Origin of the sequence: Leclercia sp. S52 (genome assembly GCF_039727615.1) — a bacterium.
In the GTDB taxonomy this organism is placed as follows: Bacteria; Pseudomonadota; Gammaproteobacteria; order Enterobacterales; family Enterobacteriaceae; genus Enterobacter; species Enterobacter adecarboxylatus_B.
Window position 1 is genome coordinate 4128245 of the sequence record NZ_CP152474.1, and the last position, 17721, is coordinate 4145965.

Consider the following 17721-nt stretch of genomic DNA (forward strand, 5'->3'; position numbering starts at 1 on the left):
AAATACAAAAGCGGCACCTCAAGGGGTGCCGCTTTTGTTTATTTAGCCACAGTCTTCTCTTCGCCTACCAGACCAATCTTCAGGTAACCCGCCTGATGCAGCGTGTCCATTACCTTCATCATGGTTTCGTAGTCGACGGTCTTGTCGGCACGGAAGAAGACGGTGGTGTCTTTCTTGCCGTCGGTCAGGGTATTCAGCGCCGGGATCACCGACTCATCCGTCACCGGATCGTTACCCAGGAACATGGATTTATCCGCTTTCACGGACAGATAAATCGGTTTTTCCGGGCGCGGCTGCGGCTGGCTGGATGACGCAGGCAGATTGACCTTCACGTCCACCGTCGCCAGCGGCGCAGCAACCATGAAGATAATCAGCAGAACCAGCATGACGTCGATAAACGGCGTCACGTTGATTTCGTGCATTTCGCCGTTATCGTCCAGATTTTCATTAAGACGCATTGCCATGGCGAATCAACCTAAGTGTAATTTCTGAGCAGAACGGACCGGCTTCGCAGCACTGGCGCTGAGGTCCAGATCGCGGCTTTGCAGCAGCAGAACCTGAGCGGCAACGTCGCCAAGGGTGGCTTTATAGCTGCCGATCATACGGGCGAAGATGTTATAGATAACCACCGCCGGGATAGCCGCAACCAGACCAATCGCCGTCGCCAGCAGGGCTTCTGCGATGCCGGGGGCCACAACCGCGAGGTTGGTGGTTTGGGTCTGGGCGATGCCGATGAAGCTGTTCATGATGCCCCAGACCGTACCGAACAGACCAATGAACGGCGAAATCGCACCGATGGTCGCCAGGTAGCCGTTACCGCGGCCCATATGACGGCCAATGGCCGCAACGCGACGCTCGAGGCGGAAGCCGGTACGCTCTTTAATCCCTTCGTTGTCTTCGCTGCCTGCCGAGAGTTCAAGCTCGTTCTGGGCTTCGTTGATTAACTGGGTGGTCAGGCTTTTGGCCTGGAAGGAAGAGGTCATATCGCTCGCCTGATTCAGGGTGCGGGCCTCGGCCAGTTGCTGCTGTTCGCGCTTAAGACGGCGCTTGTGCGAGATAAGCTCCACGCTCTTGCTAAAGAAAATAGCCCAGGTGACGACAGACGCCAGAATCAAGCCGATCATCACAATCTTCACTACGATGTCGGCATGATGATACATACCCCAGACGGAGAGATCCGTCTGCATCAAATTATTACCCACTCGGTATCTCCAGGACGCAAATCACAAAATCTGAGCATAATAATATCAAAACAGCGTCGAATTGATAGTAGTTCTCATTAGTATTTACATAGTGCCGTAAATTCGTTTCATTTTCCTTGCGCTTACGCAGGAAAAATTTCCCGGACATAAATTTTAAAAAATTTTCGTCTTAATGCGCCACCCTTCTCGTGACCATTTTTACTTTCATGGTAGTCTGGACGTCCAGACGTATAAAAACAGGTTGGCAGACATGAAAGAGAAGCATCTTGATACCACCCTTGTCCAGGCGGGACGCAGCAAGAAATACACCCTCGGTTCGGTAAACAGCGTGATTCAGCGCGCCTCGTCGCTGGTGTTTGAGACCGTCGAGGCGAAAAAGCACGCCACACGTAACCGGGCGAAGGGCGAGCTGTTTTACGGGCGTCGCGGCACGCTGACCCACTTCTCACTCCAGGAAGCGATGTGCGAGCTGGAAGGCGGCGCCGGCTGTGCGCTGTTCCCCTGCGGCGCGGCGGCGGTGGCCAATACCATTCTGGCCTTTGTCGAGCAGGGCGATCATATCCTGATGACCAACACCGCCTATGAACCCAGCCAGGACTTCTGCACCAAAATTCTCAGCAAGCTGGGCGTGACCACCGGCTGGTTCGATCCGCAGATCGGCGCGAACATTGCCGATCTGATCCAGCCCAATACCCGGGTGGTGTTCCTGGAATCGCCGGGCTCCATTACCATGGAAGTGCATGATGTCCCGGCCATTGTGCAGGCGGTACGCAGCAAAGCGCCGGATGCCATCATCATGATCGACAACACCTGGGCGGCAGGCGTGCTGTTTAAGGCTCTCGATTTTGGTATCGACATCTCTATCCAGGCGGCAACCAAATACCTGATTGGCCACTCGGACGGCATGATCGGCACGGCGGTTTCCAACGCCCGCTGCTGGGAGCAGCTGTGTGAAAATGCCTATCTGATGGGGCAGATGGTGGATGCGGATACCGCCTACATGACCAGCCGCGGCCTGCGCACCCTGAGCGTACGCCTGCGCCAGCATCATGAAAGCAGCCTGCAGGTCGCCCGGTGGCTGGCGCAGCACCCGCAGGTGGCGCGCGTGAACCATCCGGCGCTGCCGGGCAGCATCGGACATGAGTTCTGGCAACGTGACTTTACGGGCAGCAGCGGTTTGTTCTCGTTTGTGCTTAACAAACGGCTGAGCAATGACGAGCTGGCAAACTACCTCGATAACTTCTCGCTGTTCAGCATGGCCTACTCATGGGGCGGCTTTGAGTCGCTGATCCTGCCGAACCAGCCAGAGCAGATTGCCGCCCTGCGTCCGGGTGGTGAAGTGGACTTTACCGGTACCCTGATCCGTCTGCATATCGGCCTGGAAAACGTCGAGGATTTAATTGCCGATTTAGAGGCCGGATTTGCCCGTATCGAATAGCACGAGGTCAGATAAACACGCTGCGGACACTTTTCTCTACATTACTTGCAGAAAAGTCTGATTTGTTGCGCCTGCGATCAAAGCCCGCAGGCGAAATAGGGAGTACAATAGCCCTATATATGCTGTTCCACAGGAAAGCCCATGGCTGTTATTCAAGATATTATCGCTGCACTCTGGCAACACGATTTTGCAGCACTGGCGGATCCGCACGTGGTGGGGATTGTTTATCTGGTGATGTTCGCCACGCTGTTTCTGGAAAATGGGTTACTCCCTGCTTCATTTTTACCGGGCGACAGCCTGCTGCTGCTGGCAGGCGCGTTAATCGGTAAAGGGGTGATGGACTTTGCGCCGACGATGGTGATCCTGACCTCCGCCGCCAGCCTGGGCTGCTGGCTCAGCTATTTGCAGGGCCGCTGGCTGGGCAATACGCGGGTGGTGAAAAGCTGGCTGGCGCAGTTGCCCCATAAATACCATCAGCGGGCGACCTGCATGTTCGATCGCCACGGTCTGCTGGCGCTGCTCGCCGGGCGTTTCCTCGCCTTTGTGCGCACCCTGCTGCCAACCATGGCGGGCATCTCCGGGCTCTCTAACCGCCGCTTCCAGTTCTTTAACTGGCTGAGCGCGCTGCTGTGGGTCGGCGTAGTGACCACCTTCGGCTATGCCCTGAGCATGATCCCGTTTGTGAAACGCCACGAAGATCAGGTGATGACCTTCCTGATGATCCTGCCGCTGTTCCTGCTGGTGGCCGGGCTGGTGGGGACTATCGTGGTGGTGATTCGTAAGAAGTACTGTAGCGCCTGATTGTTAATCCCCTCACCCCTGCCCTCTCCCAAAGGGAGAGGGAGAAACGGTTCCCTCTCCCCTTGGGATGTACGGTCCGGGGACATCATGAACACTTGTTCGGGGACATGGTAGACACTTACAACTAAGGCATAAGAACCCGTCTGTGGAGTCGCTTATGCCGTGGGATGCGAGAGATACCATGTCACTACGTACCGAGTTTGTATTGTTCGCCTCGCAGGACGGGGCGAACGCCCGCGCACTGTGCCGTCACTACGGCATCTCACCTGCCACCGGCTACAAGTGGCTTCGCCGCTGGGCTGAGGAAGGCGCTCCCGGTCTTCAGGACCGCCCCCGCATTCCTCATCATTCCCCGAACCGGTCGTCCGACGACATCACTGACCTGTTGCGTATGGCACATGTCCGTCACTAACGCTGGGGCGCGCGCAAGATCAAGCGCTGGCTGGAAGACCAGGGCCACCGCATGCCTGCCTTCAGCACCGTCCATAACCTGATGGCCCGCCATGGCCTGCTGCCGGGTGGTGCGCCAGGAGTGCCCGCAACAGGGCGCTTCGAACATTCGGCCCCCAACCAGCTCTGGCAGATGGACTTCAAGGGCCACTTTCCCTTTGGCGGCGGACGCTGCCATCCACTCACCCTGCTGGACGACCACTCCCGTTTTTCCCTGTGCCTGATGCACTGTCCCGATGAACGGCGTGAGACCGTGCAGCAGCAGCTGGTCGGGGTGTTTGAACGCTACGGCCTGCCGGACCGGATGACCATGGATAACGGCGCGCCCTGGGGCGACACCACCGGCATCTGGACGGCACTGGAGCTGTGGCTGATGCGTCAGGGGATCCGGGTGAGCCACTCGAGGCCTTACCATCCGCAGACCCAGGGCAAGCTGGAGCGTTTTCACCGCAGCCTGAAGGCGGAAGTCCTGCAGGGTAAGTGGTTCACGGACAGCGGTGAACTGCAGCGCGCCTTCGATCACTGGCGGACGGTCTATAACCTTGAACGCCCGCATGAGGCCTTGGGTATGGCGGTGCCGGCCTCCCGCTACCAGCCGTCTGCACGGCAGTACAGCGGCCACACAAGGCCACCGGAATACGACGAGGACGTGCAGGTCCGGAAGGTGGATATCAGCGGGAAGCTGACAATCCGCGGCGTCAGTCTGATGGCAGGCAAGGCGTTCAGGGGAGAGCGGGTTGGTCTGCGGGAAACGGCAGATGATGGAGGCTATGAGGTCTGGTGGTACAGCATGAAAGTGGGGGTGATCGACCTGAAGAAAAAGTCGATCACCATGGGTAAAGGATGTTAAAAAGTGTTCACCATGTCCCCGAACATCTGTCTACCATGTCCCCGGACCGTACAGGGAGAGGGTGAGGGCAACAGCCCGCACCATCACTACCCCTGCATCATCCTGATCCGCGCCGCATCTTCCCCTGGAGTGACCCCGAAGTAACGTTTGAACTCCCGGCTGAACTGCGACGCGCTTTCATACCCCACCCGCAGCGCGGCCGCGCTGGCTTTCATACCGTCGTGGATCATCATCATCCGCGCCTTGTGCAGGCGATAGCTTTTGAGATATTGCAGCGGCGAGGTGCTGGTCACCGATTTGAAATTATGGTGGAACGCCGAGACGCTCATGTTGGCCTCAGCCGCCAGCTGATCGACGCTCAGGTTTTCGGTGTACTGGCTCTCGATGCGCTTCAGCACCCGGCTGATCAGGCTGAAATGGGTCTGACGGCTGACCAGCGCCAGCAGCGCCCCGCCCCCCGGCCCCAGCAGCACGTGATAGAGGATCTCACGCACTATCTGCTTTCCGAGGATGCGCGCGTCCAGCGGGCGCTCCATCACGTCCAGCAGGCGCTCAATGGCGCAGAGGATCTCATCCGTCAGCGTGGCGGAGTTGATCCCGCTTGCCGCCATCGACGGGCAAAACAGCTCGTCCTCGCCAATGTCCATCAGCAGCTCCTGCAGCTGCAGGATATCCACATTTAAACGGATCCCTGCCAGCGGCACGGCTTCTGTCGCGAAGGTTTCACATTCAAAGGGTAAAGGTACTGTCAGTAGCAGGTATTCACGCGGGTCGTAACGGAATACCCGCTCGTTGATATAGCCAATTTTATGCCCGGAAAAGAGAAAAATGATACCCGGCTGATACATCACCGGCGTGCGCGTGCCGGGCTGGGTGCCGTACAGCAGGCGCACGTCCGGCAGCAGCGCTTCGAGATTATTTGCTTTATCTTTCAGTCTTTTAATTTGTGCCGTCAGGTGCAGGCAGGTTTCATCGCGGTTCATCTTTGCTCAATCCGTCCAGGGTTTCCGACGTTTGCAGTGTGCGCGGTTTTTCACAGTTTCTCCAGCACGGTGTAGAAATGGGCAAGACAACGGCAGGAATGTGCATTGAGAGGAGAGCCTGCGCTCGCCACAATGGGCACCATCAGTTAGCCCGGTATTTTCACCCACCTAAGGGAACGAACCATGAACAATTTCAATCTGCATACCCCGACCCGCATTCTGTTTGGTAAAGACGCTATCGCCGATCTGCGCGAGCAGATCCCGGCCGACGCCCGCGTGCTGATCACCTACGGCGGCGGCAGCGTGAAGAAAAACGGCGTGCTGGATCAGGTCTACAGCGCGCTGGACGGTCTGGACGTGCGTGAGTTTGGCGGCATCGAGCCGAACCCCTCTTACGAAACCCTGATGAACGCGGTGAAAATCGCCCGCGACGAGAAGATCACCTTCCTGCTGGCCGTCGGCGGTGGCTCCGTGCTGGACGGCACCAAGTTTATCGCCGCAGCGGCCCACTATGCTGACGGTATCGACCCGTGGCACATCCTGCAGACCGGCGGCAGCGACATCAAAAGCGCCATCCCGATGGGCTCCGTTCTGACCCTGCCTGCTACCGGCTCCGAATCCAACAAAGGTGCGGTGATCTCCCGTAAAACCACCGGCGACAAGCAGGCCTTTATGAACGAGCACGTACAGCCGGTGTTTGCGGTACTGGATCCGGTTTACACCTACACCCTGCCGCCGCGTCAGGTGGCGAACGGCGTGGTGGACGCCTTTGTCCATACCGTTGAGCAGTACGTCACCTACCCGGTGAACGCCAAAATCCAGGATCGTTTCGCCGAGGGCATTCTGCTGACCCTGATCGAAGACGGCCCGCTGGCGCTGAAAGAGCCAGAAAACTACGAAGTGCGTGCCAACGTGATGTGGGCCGCGACTCAGGCGCTGAACGGCCTGATCGGTGCTGGCGTGCCGCAGGACTGGGCCACCCACATGCTGGGCCACGAGCTGACCGCGATGCACGGCCTCGATCATGCCCAGACCCTGGCGGTGGTGCTGCCCGCGCTGTGGAATGAAAAACGCGACACCAAGCGCGGCAAACTGCTGCAGTACGCTGAGCGCGTCTGGGGTATTACCGAGGGTTCTGACGACGATCGTATCGATGCCGCTATCGCCGCGACCCGCAACTTCTTCGAGCAGCTGGGCGTGCCTACGCGCCTCTCCGGCTACGGCCTGGACGGGAGCTCCATCCCTGCCCTGCTGGCGAAACTCGAAGAGCACGGCATGACCCAAATCGGTGAGCATCACGACATTACCCTCGACGTGAGCCGCCGTATTTACGAGGCCGCTCGCTAAGCGATTTTGCACGCTTACCTTTCGTTTTTCGGCATTTAGGCCAGGCTTAATGCACATACGCCACCAGAGGAGTACCCCTGGTGGATGTCCAATGAAGGAGGAAAAATGGCAAACCAAACCGTAATCAAGCTTCAGGACGGCAACGTAATGCCCCAGTTGGGGCTCGGCGTATGGAAAGCCGGTAACGACGAGGTCGTGTCCGCCATTCATAAAGCACTGGAAGTCGGCTATCGCTCCATTGATACCGCAGCCGCCTACAAAAATGAGGACGGCGTGGGCAAAGCGTTGGCCAGCGCCGGTGTATCACGCGATGAGTTATTCATCACTACCAAGCTGTGGAACGATGACCAGAAACGTCCGGCGGAAGCCCTTCAGGAGAGCCTGGACAAGCTGCAACTCGACTTCGTCGATCTCTATCTGATGCACTGGCCGGTGCCGGCCATCGACCACTATGTCGACGCCTGGAAAGGGATGATTGAGCTGCAAAAAGCCGGGCTGGTGAAGAGCATCGGGGTCTGTAATTTCCAGGTCCACCATCTGCAGCGCCTGATTGATGAGACGGGCGTCGCCCCGGTTATCAACCAGATTGAACTGCACCCGCTGATGCAGCAGCGCCAGCTCCACTCGTGGAATGCGACCCACAAGATCCAGACCGAATCCTGGAGCCCGCTGGCACAGGGCGGTGAAGGGGTCTTCGATCAGAAAATTATCCGCGACCTGGCCGATAAGTACGGCAAAACCCCGGCACAGATTGTCATTCGCTGGCATCTGGACTGCGGCCTGGTGGTGATCCCGAAATCCGTCACCCCATCGCGTATCGCGGAGAACTTCAAGGTGTGGGATTTCCGTCTGGATAAAGATGAGCTGAGTGAAATTGCGAAGTTGGATAAAGGCAAGCGTTTAGGCCCGGATCCGGACCAGTTTGGCGGTTAATTGCGTTTAAAAAAGCCGGGTGGCGGCTTCGCCTTACCCGGCCTACGATTCAGGGTGTTGTAGGCCCGGTAAGCGCAGCGCCACCGGGCATTTTTACAGGTTTAACCGATCTTACGTTTTACATTTTTCTTCGCCGTCGCGCCCGCGTTCGAACGCTGGTGCACAATCGGCGTGTGCTTGGTCAGTGCCGGACGCGTATTGCGGTTCTGGCGACGCGCTTCGCGCATCTCATCCAGCGTTGGCGCAGGCACCAGGCAGTCGCGACGTGAGCCGATCAGGTGCTTTTTACCCATCTCTTCCAGCGCCTGGCGGATCAGCGGCCAGTTAGCCGGATCGTGATAACGCAGCAGGGCTTTATGCAGGCGACGCTGTTTGTCCCCCTTCGGCACCACCACATCTTCACTCTTATAACCAATCTTACTCAGCGGGTTCTTGCCGGTGTAATACATGGTGGTCGAGTTCGCCAGCGGTGACGGATAGAAGTTCTGCACCTGATCCAGACGGAAGCGGCGCTGTTTCAGCCACAGGGCCAGGTTCACCATGTCCTCATCGCGCGTACCCGGGTGCGCGGAGATGAAGTACGGGATCAGATACTGCTCTTTCCCGGCCTGTTTGGAGTAGGTATCGAACAGCTCTTTGAAGCGGTCGTAGCTGCCCATCCCCGGCTTCATCATCTTCGACAGTGGGCCTTCTTCGGTATGCTCAGGGGCAATCTTCAGATAGCCGCCCACGTGATGGGTCGCCAGCTCTTTGATGTAGCGCGGATCTTCCACCGCGATGTCGTAACGCACGCCGGAAGCGATGAGGATCTTCTTGATGCCCTTCAGGTCGCGGGCGCGACGATACAGGTTGATCGTCGGCTCGTGGTTGGTGTCCATATGCTCGCAAATGCTCGGATAGACACAGGAGAGACGACGGCAGGTCTGCTCCGCACGCGGCGACTTACAGCGCAGCATGTACATGTTGGCCGTCGGGCCACCCAGATCGGAGATCACGCCGGTAAAGCCCGGAACCGTGTCGCGAATGGCTTCGATCTCGTTAACAATCGACTCTTCGGAACGGCTCTGAATGATGCGACCTTCGTGCTCGGTAATGGAGCAGAAAGAGCAGCCGCCAAAGCAGCCGCGCATGATATTGATCGAGAAGCGGATCATCTCGTACGCCGGAATGCGGCTGTCACCGTATGAAGGGTGCGGCACGCGCTTGTAAGGCAGCGCAAACACGCTGTCCATCTCTTCGGTGGAGAGCGGGATCGCCGGCGGGTTGACCCAGATATAGCGCTCGCCGTGCTTTTGCATCAGCGCACGGGCGCAGCCCGGGTTGGTTTCGTGGTGCAGAATTCGGGAGGCATGAGCGTAAAGCACTTTGTCGGCTTTGACTTTCTCAAAGGACGGCAGCAGCACGTAGGTCTTTTCCCACGGCTTTGGACGCGGCGGCTGAACGGTGATGGCTTTGGCTTCGGCTTTCTTCGGCTCAACAGGTTTGTTATCCGCACACGGCAGATCTTCGCCGTACGGATGCGGGATTGGGTCGATTTTGCCCGGCATATCGATGATGCGGGAGTCCACCCCGCTCCAGCCCGGCAGCGCCTCTTTCACCATGATTGCGGTGTTACGCACGTCGCGGATGTTGCCTACCGGCTCGCCCTGGGAGAGACGGTGCGCCACTTCCACCAGCGGACGCTCGCCGTTGCCGAAGATCAGCATGTCGGCTTTAGAGTCCACCAGCACCGAACGGCGCACGGTATCAGACCAGTAGTCGTAATGGGCGGTACGGCGCAGGCTCGCCTCGATGCCCCCCCAGGATGACCGGCACGTCTTTCCATGCTTCTTTGCATCGTTGGGTGTAAACGAGAGTGGCGCGATCCGGACGCTTGCCCGCCACGTTATCCGCAGTGTAGGCATCGTCGTGACGCAGTTTGCGGTCGGCAGTGTAGCGGTTGATCATCGAGTCCATGTTGCCCGCGGTGACGCCGAAGAACAGGTTCGGTTTGCCGAGGCGCATAAAGTCCTCTTTGCTGTTCCAGTCCGGCTGGGCAATGATCCCGACGCGGAAGCCCTGGGCTTCAAGCATGCGACCGCAGATCGCCATGCCAAAGCTCGGGTGATCGACGTAGGCATCGCCGGTCACCAGAATAATGTCGCAGCTGTCCCAGCCAAGTTGGTCCATCTCTTCACGAGACATCGGCAGGAACGGCGCCGGTCCAAAGCAGGCCGCCCAGTACTGGGGCCAGGAGAAGAGGTCACGATCCGGCTGGATCAGGGAAATTGCGCTCATAATGCTTCCGAAGAAAAAACAGACAAAAGGAGCGGGATTATACGCTGGATCAATGTGGGAAATGAAGGAGTATTGTGCGGGGTTTTTAACGCCGGGTGGCGGCTTCGCCTTACCCGGCCTACTAGCCCGTAGGCCGGGTAAGCGCAGCGCCACCCGGCACGTTTTACGGTGCCGGATTGATTAACATTTGCCCTACCGAGCCCCGGTCCATCATCTCCAGCGTCTGGCTGTGGAACAGGAACGGGAAGTGCGGCCAGGAAGGCTGACCGTAATAGACCAGCAGCTCCACCTGCCCGTCGACCCAGACGGTATCTTTCCAGCCCCGGTCTTCCGGGAAGGGCATCGCGCCATTGACGTTACGCACCAGGAACCGCACCCCTTCGATATGGAACGCCTGCGGCATGTCGGCGCGCACCGTCCAGCGCTCCCACGAGCCCTGCTGGGCGGTGATATCAATGCGGTTTACATCCCACAGCTGGCCGTTGATGCCCGGATCGTCGCCGAGGCTGATATCCCGGGTACGCACCGGCGTTCCGCTCAGGATCTCTTCCGGCAGCAGGCGCATCGGCAGGGTATCGGTTACCAGCGGCAGCAGGCCGGTTGGACGCAGGGTCAACACCAGGGTCGAGACCAGAATACTCGACGGCTCAAAGAAGCCGCGCAGACGATCCACGATGCCCGCCGCCTCGCCGCAGGTGATCGACACTTCATCGCCGTTGGTCATATCGACCAGGATTTCGCGCCGCTCGCCCGGGGCCAGCGCCAGCTGCTTCACCGGCACCGGGGCCGGTAAGAAGCCCTGATCCCCGGCAATTACGTGCAGCGCCCGGCCATCGCTCATCTGCAGCTGGTAGCGGCGCGAGTTGGACGCGTTCAGCAGGCGCAGACGCACCCAGCCGCGTGACACCTCGACATACGGGCTCTGCGCACCGTTCACCAGCAGCGTATCACCGACGAAGCCGCCGCTGCCCGGCTCGCTGTACTCCGGCGTACCGAAGTTATCCAGCCGCTTGTCCTGAATGATGATCGGAAAGTCATCGACCCCGTAGTGATTCGGGATCGGCAGGGATTTGCTGATCTCATCCTCCACCAGCCACATCCCCGCCAGGCCGGTATAGACCTGCTGCGCGGTGCGGTTTGGCGTATTGGCGTGATACCAGAGGGTGGCCGCGTTCTGGCGAACCGGCAGCACCGGCGCCCAGTCGGCGCTCGGGGACATCATGCGTGGGGCACCGCCCAGCAGCGGGCCCGGCACCTGCAAACCGCTGATGGTCATGGCGACGTTCTCCGCCAGGCGGTTGCTGTAGATCAGTTTGACGTCATCGCCGCTCCAGACGCGCACGGTCGGGCCGAGGTAGCGCCCGTTTACGCCCCAGACGTTCGCGCGTGTGCCCTGGGTGAACGACCAGTGGGTGCGCTGTAACGTCAGGAACAGCGGCTGACCGCGACGGGATTCAAGTAACGGCGGGATGGGCAGCGGCTGCTGCTGCCCGGCGGCGTTTGCCCTCAGCGGAACCGCACCTGCACAAAGGGCGATACCCGATGCCTGAATAAACTGACGGCGACTGAGTGACATATTAGCTCCATGTATAAACGTACTAACAACGCGGGAACTCGTTTTCCCTTCAGGCCGGCTTAAACCCTGCCAGCGGCTTCGCGCTCTGCGACTTCTTTATCGAGCTCAGCGATTTTATTCAGCATTAATTCGCGGCAGTGGGCCGCCAGCTCGCGCACCTGATCTTTGCCATATTTACTGACATCGACCGGCGGCAGCATCTCGACGATCACCAGGCCGTTACGCAGGCGGTTAAGGTTTATCTTATTCGATGTGTTGGAAACGCACACCGGAATAATAGGTACACCTGCTGCAATTGCGGCGTGAAACGCGCCAGTTTTGAACGGCAGCAGGCCGCGACCCCGGCTGCGGGTCCCTTCCGGGAACATCCAGATAGAGATTTTGCGCTTTTTGAAATGATTCACCACCTCAGCGATGGTGCCGTGCGCCTTGGCGCGGTTGTTACGGTCGATCAGCAGGTTGCCGGTCAGCCAGTAGAGCAGGCCGAAGAACGGCACCCAAAGCAGGCTTTTTTTGCCCACGGTGACGGTTGGCGGCTGAACAATTTTGGCCGCGGTGACCATATCGTAGTTGTTCTGATGGTTACCGATATAGATAGCGTTGCCGTGATTCTCTGCCCCTTCCGGCAGGCGCGTTTCTACTTTCAGGCCAAACAGCGGCCCCAGACGGGCAAACATGTGGCCAAAGGTGGCAACGTGCTTTGGATTACGCGGGCTGAACAGGCAGTAAATACAGCCGAAAACACACACCAGAATACAGTAAATAACGGCAAGAATGGTTCGAACAATTAATAGCATAGCGACCTCAAAAACCCCTGACAGCTGACAATTATACTGCAACGGGTAACTGCTTTGTTTTTATAACGGATATTTTTAGCGAGACCCCCTCCTGAACGGAGGGGGGAGAGGCTCTGTTACGCTTCGCTGTCGCTCGCATTACCGCGGTTCGGAGAGTCGATCTCCACGCGGTCAATGCGCTGCAGTCCGCGCATCAACGACCCTCGGCGTCCACGTTCGCCCACCACTTTCTGCAGCTCTTCCGGGCGCAGTTTGATTTTGCGTTTACCCACGTGGATGGTCAGGGTGCTCTGCGGCGGCAGAATGAAGAGGTGCGCCAGGCTGTCTTCGCCTGCGGCCGCTTCTGCCGTCGAGATGTTGATGATCTTGTTGCCCTTGCCTTTCGACAGCTGCGGCAGGTCGCTGAGCGGGAACATCAGCATCCGGCCAGCGGCGGAGATCGCCAGCAGCATATCGCTCTCGTCCTCAATCACCAGCGGCGTCAGGACGCGGGCGTTGTCCGGCAGGCTAATCAACGCCTTGCCCGCGCGGTTACGCGATACCAGATCGTTAAAGGTACAGATAAAGCCGTAGCCCGCATCGGAGGCCAGCAGCAGCTTCTGCTCGTCGCCTTCCATCAGCATATGCTCAACCGTCGCGCCCGGCGGCAGCGTCAGCTTGCCGGTCAGCGGCTCGCCCTGCCCGCGCGCCGACGGCAGCGTGATCGGATCGATGGCGTAGCTGCGCCCGGTGGTGTCGATAAAGGCCACCGGCTGGTTGCTCTTGCCCTTAACGGCGGCTTTGAAGCTATCGCCCGCTTTGTAACTCAGGCCCGGGGCGTCGATATCGTGCCCTTTGGCGCTACGTACCCAGCCGCTTTGCGACAGCACGATGGTCACCGGCTCGGACGGCTGCATGTCATGCTCGCTCATCGCTTTCGCTTCTTCGCGCTCGTGCAGCGGGGAACGACGGGCGTCACCGAAGGCGTCGGCGTCCGCCTGCAGCTCTTTCTTCAGCAGGTTGTTCATCTTGCGATCGGAGGCGAGGATCGCCTGGAGCTGATCGCGCTCTTTTTCCAGCGCGTCCTGCTCGCCGCGGATCTTCATCTCTTCCAGTTTGGCGAGATGGCGCAGTTTCAGCTCAAGGATCGCTTCCGCCTGGGTTTCACTGATGCCAAAGCGCAACATCAGCGCTGGCTTCGGCTCGTCCTCGGAGCGGATGATCTCGATCACTTCGTCGATATTGAGGAACGCCACCAGCAAACCTTCGAGGATATGCAGGCGCTTAAGCACTTTCTCCAGACGATGGTTCAGACGACGGCGCACCGTATCGCGGCGGAAGGTCAGCCACTCGGTGAGGATCTCCAGCAGGTTTTTCACCGCCGGACGGCCGTCGAGCCCAATCATGTTCAGGTTGATACGGTAGCTTTTTTCCAGATCGGTGGTGGCGAACAGGTGGTTCATCACCGGCTCCATGTCCACGCGGTTGGAGCGCGGCACGATCACCAGACGGGTCGGGTTCTCGTGGTCGGATTCGTCACGCAGGTCATCCACCATCGGCAGCTTTTTATTGCGCATCTGGGCGGCGATCTGCTCCAGCACTTTCGCGCCTGAGACCTGGTGCGGCAGCGCAGTGATCACCACCGCGCCGTCCTCTTTATTCCACACCGCGCGCATGCGCACGGAGCCGCGACCGTTCTGGTAGATTTTGCGGATTTCCGCGCGGGAGGTGATGATCTCCGCTTCGGTCGGGTAGTCCGGCCCCTGCACGATATCCAGCAGCTCGTCCAGCGAGGTTTTCGGCTGCTCGATCAGGGTAATTGCCGCTTTGGCCACTTCACGCAGGTTGTGCGGCGGGATATCCGTCGCCATCCCCACGGCAATGCCGGTGGTGCCGTTCAGCAGGATGTTTGGCAGACGCGCAGGCAGCATTTTCGGCTCCTGCATGGTGCCGTCGAAGTTCGGTACCCACTCTACGGTGCCCTGGCCCAGCTCGCTGAGCAGCAGTTCGGCATATTTAGAGAGACGGGATTCGGTGTAACGCATCGCCGCGAACGACTTCGGATCGTCCGGCGCCCCCCAGTTCCCCCTGGCCGTCGACCAGCGGATAGCGGTAAGAGAACGGCTGGGCCATCAGTACCATGGCTTCATAACAGGCGCTGTCGCCGTGCGGATGGTATTTACCCAGCACGTCACCCACGGTACGGGCGGATTTTTTAAATTTGGCGCTGGCGTTCAGACCCAGCTCAGACATCGCATAAACGATGCGGCGCTGAACGGGTTTCAGCCCATCACCGATAAACGGCAACGCCCTGTCCATGATGACGTACATGGAGTAGTTCAGGTAGGCGTTTTCCGTGAATTCATGTAGCGCGAGGCGCTCTGCCATATCGCTCATTAAATGGGATTCCTCAACTCAGAAACCAGTTGGTTTCAGGCAATTTTGCCGCAGATACTACCTCATCTGGCGAGTCGAGTCACAGAGAAAAAGGGCCGCAATCGCGGCCCCTTTGCGGGTTATTTATTCAGCTTGATAACCTGTTTCACGTCGATTTCGAAATCATTCCACTCTTTGTCGACTTTACCCTGCAGCTCAACCTTATCCTGCGGGGTGACGGTCACGCCGTTCCAGCGCTTGTGGTCAATCTCTACCACCACCGTACCGCTCTCATCGCGGAAGGTGTAGCGGTCGTCGGACAGGCGCTCGGTGATGTTCCCGCGCAGTTTCACCCAGCTGTCGTCCTTCTGATCCTTGACCTTCTGCGCCGTGGTGAGGTTGGCGTCGTTATCGACAAAACCGCCCTGCTGGGTTTGCGTCTGGGTTGCCGTCGCCGACGGGCCGTTAAACCCGCCCTGAGCCGCAAAAACCGGCGCAGTGGTGATCATCATGATGGCAGCAATAGCAGCGAATTTTTTCATCTTAACTCTCCCTTTAATGTCGTTTCGCAATCCATTAAACAGGGTAAACCTTAACAACTTCTTAAGCGGAAAATTTAAATTTTTTTACTGTACAGCGGAAGGTTAGAGAGGGTTTACTGGCCGCAACAGGGAGGGAACATGCGCATTTTACTGGTAGAAGACGACAAGCTGATCGGCGACGGCATTAAGGCCGGGCTGACGAAACTGGGCTTCAGCGTGGACTGGTTCACCGAGGGAGAAACCGGCAGAGCGGCGCTCTACAGCGCCCCCTATGATGCGATATTGCTCGACCTGACGCTGCCCGGCCTCGACGGGCTGCAGATCCTGCGCGACTGGCGGGAACAGGGCCGCAGCGAGCCGGTGCTGATCCTCACCGCGCGGGATGCGCTCAACCAGCGCGTCGAGGGGTTACGCCTCGGGGCCGACGATTATCTCTGTAAACCTTTTGCGCTGATCGAAGTGGCCGCCCGCCTTGAGGCGCTGGTGCGCCGCAGCCACGGACAGGCGCGCAGCGAGCTGCGCCACGGCGGCGTGACGCTCGATCCGACTCGTCTTGTGGCCAGCCTCAACGGCGAAACCCTGGTGCTCAAGCCCAAAGAGTTCGCCCTGCTGGAGCTGCTGATGCGCAACGCGGGCCGCGTGCTGCCGCGTAAGCTGATGGAAGAGAAGCTTTATAACTGGGACGATGATGTCTCCAGCAATGCCATAGAAGTCCACGTCCACCATCTGCGCCGCAAGCTCGGCAGCGATTTTATCCGCACCGTGCACGGCATCGGTTATACCCTGGGTGACGCATGAAACTGACCCAACGCCTGAGCCTCAAGCTGCGCCTCACGCTGCTGTTCCTCGCCCTGTCGCTGACGGCGTGGTTTGCCGCCAGCCTGGTCGCCTGGCAGCAGACCAGCGAGAAGCTCGATAAGCTGTTCGACACCCAGCAGATGCTGTTCGCTAAACGGCTGCTGACCATGGATCTGGATGAGATCCGCGCCCCGGAGCGGATGCGCGAGGTACCGAAAAAAGCGAAACACGGGCATCTGGACGACGATGCGCTGGCCTTCGCCATCTTCACCCCCAACGGCAAAATGGTGCTCAACGACGGCGAAAACGGGCGCGATATTCCGTATCACTATCGTCGGGAAGGTTTTGATAACGGCCAGCTCAACGACGATAACGACGAATGGCGCTTCTTATGGCTCACCGCACCGGACGGCAAGTACCGGGTGGTGGTCGGCCAGGAGCGGGAGTACCGCCAGGAGATGGCGCTGGACGTGGTCAGATCGCAGCTCACCCCGTGGCTGGTGGCCCTGCCGGTGATGCTGCTGTTGCTGATTGTGTTGTTGAGCCGTGAACTCTGGCCGCTGAAAAAGCTGACCCAAACCCTGCGCGCCCGCTCCCCCGACGCCACCGACCGGCTGGCGACGCACGGCGTGCCCGTTGAAGTTCGCCCCCTGGTCGACGCCCTGAATCAGCTTTTCACCCGCACCCAGGAGATGATGGCCCGCGAGCGCCGCTTTACTTCGGATGCCGCCCACGAGCTGCGCAGCCCGCTAACCGCCCTGAAAGTGCAGACCGAGGTGGCACAGCTGTCGCTTGACGATCCGCAGGCGCAGGCGAAAGCCCTGACCCAGCTACACGCCGGGATCGACCGGGCCTCGCGGCTGGTTGAGCAGCTTCTGACGCTGTCGCGCCTGGATTCGCTGGAAAATCTGGACGATGTTGAAACCCTTAATATGGCCGATTTACTCCAGTCGGCGGTGATGGAGAGCTATCACCCGGCGCAGCAGGCCGGGATTGACATTCGGTTGAACATCCACGACCCGCAGGTCACCCGCACCGGGCAGCCATTACTCCTGAGCCTGCTGGTTCGCAACCTGCTGGACAACGCCGTGCGCTACAGCCCGCGCGGTAGCCTGGTGGAGGTGACGCTCGACGCCCATAGCTTTACCGTACGCGACACCGGCCCGGGTATTTCCCCCGCCGCCCTGACGCGGATCGGAGAGCGTTTTTATCGCCCGCCCGGTCAGGATCAGACCGGCAGCGGCCTGGGCCTGTCAATCGTAAAAAGAATTGCCGCCCTGCACCGGATGCAGGTGACGCTGGGCAACGCGCCTGACGGAGGCTTTGTCGCCCGGATCGGCTGGTAGCACGTTATGCCACGGCATCTGCGCGG

The 17721-nt window shown here is 59.2% G+C and carries 12 protein-coding genes and 3 pseudogenes; 7 read left to right on the forward strand and 8 right to left on the reverse strand.

Annotated features, from left to right (window positions below; genetic code table 11):
- Positions 1-38: 38 nt before the first annotated feature.
- Positions 39-464: a TonB system transport protein ExbD gene (exbD, locus tag AAHB66_RS19750; protein WP_337017852.1), complete on the reverse strand. Its 426-nt coding sequence runs from the start codon at positions 462-464 to the stop codon at positions 39-41.
- Positions 465-470: 6 nt separating this feature from the next.
- Positions 471-1202: a tol-pal system-associated acyl-CoA thioesterase gene (gene exbB / locus AAHB66_RS19755; RefSeq protein ID WP_347114194.1), complete on the reverse strand. Its 732-nt coding sequence runs from the start codon at positions 1200-1202 to the stop codon at positions 471-473.
- Positions 1203-1452: 250 nt separating this feature from the next.
- Between exbB and metC the strand changes: the two genes are divergently transcribed.
- From metC to AAHB66_RS19770, 3 genes and pseudogenes are all read left to right on the forward strand, one after another.
- Positions 1453-2640 carry a cystathionine beta-lyase gene (metC, locus tag AAHB66_RS19760; RefSeq protein ID WP_347114195.1) on the forward strand — a complete coding sequence of 396 codons (1188 nt, stop codon included), beginning with the start codon at positions 1453-1455 and terminating at the stop codon, positions 2638-2640.
- 141 nt (positions 2641-2781) lie between these two features.
- Positions 2782-3441 (forward strand): DedA family general envelope maintenance protein YghB, encoded by a 660-nt coding sequence (gene yghB, locus AAHB66_RS19765; RefSeq protein WP_032614124.1) that lies wholly within the window; start codon positions 2782-2784, stop codon positions 3439-3441.
- Between the two features lie 145 nt (positions 3442-3586).
- A pseudogene (locus AAHB66_RS19770) lies at positions 3587-4806 on the forward strand (IS481 family transposase).
- Positions 4807-4827: 21 nt separating this feature from the next.
- On the opposite strand, the gene AAHB66_RS19775 reads toward AAHB66_RS19770, so the two are convergent.
- Positions 4828-5724 (reverse strand): AraC family transcriptional regulator, encoded by an 897-nt coding sequence (locus AAHB66_RS19775; RefSeq protein WP_347114198.1) that lies wholly within the window; start codon positions 5722-5724, stop codon positions 4828-4830.
- Between the two features lie 183 nt (positions 5725-5907).
- Here AAHB66_RS19775 and yqhD point away from each other — a divergent pair, with 183 nt between their 5' ends.
- Positions 5908-7071: an alcohol dehydrogenase gene (yqhD, locus tag AAHB66_RS19780; RefSeq protein WP_347114200.1), complete on the forward strand. Its 1164-nt coding sequence runs from the start codon at positions 5908-5910 to the stop codon at positions 7069-7071.
- A gap of 105 nt (positions 7072-7176) precedes the next feature.
- Positions 7177-8004: a 2,5-didehydrogluconate reductase DkgA gene (dkgA, locus tag AAHB66_RS19785; protein ID WP_347114201.1), complete on the forward strand. Its 828-nt coding sequence runs from the start codon at positions 7177-7179 to the stop codon at positions 8002-8004.
- Between the two features lie 101 nt (positions 8005-8105).
- On the opposite strand, the pseudogene AAHB66_RS19790 reads toward dkgA, so the two are convergent.
- The 5 genes and pseudogenes from AAHB66_RS19790 to AAHB66_RS19810 form a co-directional block, all read right to left on the reverse strand.
- Positions 8106-10281: pseudogene (locus AAHB66_RS19790) on the reverse strand (YgiQ family radical SAM protein).
- 163 nt (positions 10282-10444) lie between these two features.
- Entirely contained in the window at positions 10445-11857 is a 1413-nt protein-coding gene (gene ftsP, locus AAHB66_RS19795) for a cell division protein FtsP (RefSeq protein WP_347114203.1), read from the reverse strand.
- Positions 11858-11916: 59 nt separating this feature from the next.
- Entirely contained in the window at positions 11917-12654 is a 738-nt protein-coding gene (gene plsC, locus AAHB66_RS19800; RefSeq protein ID WP_347114204.1) for a 1-acylglycerol-3-phosphate O-acyltransferase, read from the reverse strand.
- 116 nt (positions 12655-12770) lie between these two features.
- Positions 12771-15030: pseudogene (parC, locus tag AAHB66_RS19805) on the reverse strand (DNA topoisomerase IV subunit A).
- A gap of 119 nt (positions 15031-15149) precedes the next feature.
- Complete coding sequence (locus AAHB66_RS19810) at positions 15150-15551, reverse strand: NirD/YgiW/YdeI family stress tolerance protein (protein WP_333854061.1); 402 nt, start codon at positions 15549-15551, stop codon at positions 15150-15152.
- A 138-nt stretch (positions 15552-15689) separates the two neighbouring features.
- Here AAHB66_RS19810 and qseB point away from each other — a divergent pair, with 138 nt between their 5' ends.
- Positions 15690-16349 carry a quorum sensing response regulator transcription factor QseB gene (gene qseB, locus AAHB66_RS19815; RefSeq protein ID WP_347114206.1) on the forward strand — a complete coding sequence of 220 codons (660 nt, stop codon included), beginning with the start codon at positions 15690-15692 and terminating at the stop codon, positions 16347-16349.
- The gene (gene qseC / locus AAHB66_RS19820) at positions 16346-17695 is read left to right on the forward strand and encodes a quorum sensing histidine kinase QseC (RefSeq protein WP_347114208.1); all 1350 of its coding nucleotides are present in this window, start codon (positions 16346-16348) and stop codon (positions 17693-17695) included. The genes qseB and qseC overlap by 4 nt, the downstream gene beginning before the upstream one ends.
- Positions 17696-17721 lie beyond the last annotated feature (26 nt).

Coding starts and splice junctions, on each gene's coding strand:
- AAHB66_RS19775 (WP_347114198.1), bottom strand. CDS start 5,724: ATGAACCGCGATGAAACCTGCCTGCACCTGACGGCACAAATTAAAAGA.
- AAHB66_RS19810 (WP_333854061.1), bottom strand. CDS start 15,551: ATGAAAAAATTCGCTGCTATTGCTGCCATCATGATGATCACCACTGCG.
- yghB (WP_032614124.1), top strand. CDS start 2,782: ATGGCTGTTATTCAAGATATTATCGCTGCACTCTGGCAACACGATTTT.
- metC (WP_347114195.1), top strand. CDS start 1,453: ATGAAAGAGAAGCATCTTGATACCACCCTTGTCCAGGCGGGACGCAGC.
- ftsP (WP_347114203.1), bottom strand. CDS start 11,857: ATGTCACTCAGTCGCCGTCAGTTTATTCAGGCATCGGGTATCGCCCTT.
- plsC (WP_347114204.1), bottom strand. CDS start 12,654: ATGCTATTAATTGTTCGAACCATTCTTGCCGTTATTTACTGTATTCTG.
- exbD (WP_337017852.1), bottom strand. CDS start 464: ATGGCAATGCGTCTTAATGAAAATCTGGACGATAACGGCGAAATGCAC.
- dkgA (WP_347114201.1), top strand. CDS start 7,177: ATGGCAAACCAAACCGTAATCAAGCTTCAGGACGGCAACGTAATGCCC.
- qseC (WP_347114208.1), top strand. CDS start 16,346: ATGAAACTGACCCAACGCCTGAGCCTCAAGCTGCGCCTCACGCTGCTG.
- yqhD (WP_347114200.1), top strand. CDS start 5,908: ATGAACAATTTCAATCTGCATACCCCGACCCGCATTCTGTTTGGTAAA.
- qseB (WP_347114206.1), top strand. CDS start 15,690: ATGCGCATTTTACTGGTAGAAGACGACAAGCTGATCGGCGACGGCATT.